Genomic DNA, 2,007 nt, shown 5'->3' with positions numbered 1-2,007 from the left:
CCATCGCCACGCGGGATGCCCACAGCAACACTGAGCGCCTGCTCGTGCCCTCGCGGGCGAGCCGCCACACCATGACGCCGCCGAGGCCGATAGACATCAGCGCCAGCAACCAGATCGGAAGCACAGGGTTGAAGCTCATCGCCGGAGTCTCCAGCCGAAAAGGGTGAGCCCAGCGAGCCCCGCGAATGCGAGCCCGATACCCAGCTGGGGCTGCTCGGTGACCTGCACCTGTGGGGAGCCCGGCAGCACTGATGCCTGCTCGGAGGTGATGCGATCAACCACCGAGGGGATCACCCCGGGGTCGTCGAGTGCGAAGTAGGCTCCGCCCGACTCGAGCGCTGCCGTTTCGAACTCGACGGCGAGGCTGTCGAGATATTCCCTGGCGGTCGAGTCTCCTGGATTGATTCCATAGACTCGAACGTCGCGTTTGCTGGCGAGCCGTGCGGCCTCTGGGAGGCTGAAGATCTGCTCCCCCGCGACGAAGTTGTCGGTCACGAGGATCACCGAGCGAGACCTGTCAGAGTCGGCCTGGTCGAACCGGACCACGCACGAGGCGAGCCCATCTCCCACCAGTGAAGAGCCATTGCCGAGCAGGGTGCCACGGTAGTACGGGGCATCAGGATCGTCGAATTCGTGGGTCAGCCGCGTCAGCTGCGAGGAGATGTATTCGTAATCTGCGGTGAGCGGAAAATACGTGACAGCGGAGGCGTTGAACACCACAAGACTGATCCTCTCACCCGTGAATTCGGTGGCGAGCTCCTGGAACACGTCGAGAACCGCGGCGTCATAGTTGATCATCGAACCCGAGACATCCAGGCAGAGCACGATGTCGCGATTATTCAGGTCGGGCGTGACGAGTGAGACCGTCGCTGGCCGGGCGGTCAGGAGTGCGCCAGCGGCAATGAGGGCGACCAGGCACACGATAAACCCGGCCACGAGCATCCGGTACCTGGCCAGCGCGGCGCGATACGCGGGTAGTGCCGTCAGCCTCTCGCGATGGGCGATGGGGATGCCAGCCCGCGTCGTGCTCCGACGCCGGTGGCACCCCACCATCAGGGCGACCACGGCACCTACGGCACCGAGCCAAGCCAGTGGAGCCCACCACGCGATCAACGCCATGTGGACACCATCCGCCTGGCCTCGGTTACGGCTTCGTCCACGCTGCCCCTTTCACCGGCCCCGAACGAACCTGGGTACATCTTCTCAACAGCCTTGGTGAGGGGAAGAAACGGCGTCGATCGCAGGTCGCTGAGGGTCATTTGCACGGTCTGCCGACCCTCGCGCTCGGTCACGTACGACCGCACGAGAAGGCTGAGCTGGTGATGGGCGTCCCTCGAATCCACGGCCCCACTCGCATGGGCGATACGCGTCTCGTCGATGAGCTGGAGGTAATGGGTGCGCACCGACTCCGTGGTGCGTGCAGTCGTCAGATCGACCTGCTCCGAGACCCGCTGGGGCACGCGGCTCGCCCGCGTCGAGACGAACAGGAACACGTACCATGCGGCCACCGCGAGCAGCAACGCACATCCGATGATGCCCCACAAAGGCTGGTATGGCACCGGGGGCAGGAACTCGCTACCGTCTGGCATGTTTATGCGCCTCCAGCAGCCGGAACAGCCCGGGCACGACTCCCGCCGAAGAGGTGATCCGGCGGCTCGAGATCGTGAGGCTCTCGAAAAGCTCTTCCGATGTCACCGCCGCGGCCGTGATCGTGCTACCAAACGCGACCCTGAGCGCAGCGTCCTCCCGCACAAAACCCGGCAGCTGCACAGAATCCGCCACGTCGTACATCCCGCTGCCCGCCCAGTCTGACCGCATGAGGTCCGCGTCGGCGATGGTGAGCCACAGCATCTCGTGCTGAACGGAGAGCCGTTTCACGAGTCGCTGCTCGGCTGCCGTAATGGGCCGGTCGTCCGCGATCACCATCACGATCATCCTGCGCCGAAACGTGCGCGCGACATACCCAAGCTGGTTGGCCAGATTACTCGCCTCGCCGCCGAGACTGGT

At 64.7% G+C, this 2,007-nt stretch carries 2 protein-coding genes and 1 pseudogene; all 3 read right to left on the bottom strand.

From position 1 onward, the window contains the following. Positions 1 to 135: 135 nt before the first annotated feature. Positions 136 to 1,119 carry a VWA domain-containing protein gene (locus tag RMN95_RS10955; RefSeq protein ID WP_309616952.1) on the bottom strand — a complete coding sequence of 328 codons (984 nt, stop codon included), beginning with the start codon at positions 1,117 to 1,119 and terminating at the stop codon, positions 136 to 138. After that, positions 1,110 to 1,589, bottom strand: a complete 480-nt coding sequence (locus RMN95_RS10950; RefSeq protein WP_309616951.1) for a hypothetical protein — start codon at positions 1,587 to 1,589, stop codon at positions 1,110 to 1,112. The genes RMN95_RS10955 and RMN95_RS10950 overlap by 10 nt, the downstream gene beginning before the upstream one ends. Beyond that, positions 1,576 to 2,007: pseudogene (locus RMN95_RS10945) on the bottom strand (hypothetical protein); the annotation flags it as partial. The gene RMN95_RS10950 and the pseudogene RMN95_RS10945, both read right to left, overlap by 14 nt.

It is taken from the genome of Salinibacterium sp., from assembly GCF_031364185.1.
Classification (GTDB): Bacteria; Actinomycetota; Actinomycetes; order Actinomycetales; family Microbacteriaceae; genus Rhodoglobus.
The sequence above is the reverse complement of the archived record's forward strand: the minus strand, read 5'-3'. Positions and strand labels throughout refer to the sequence as shown.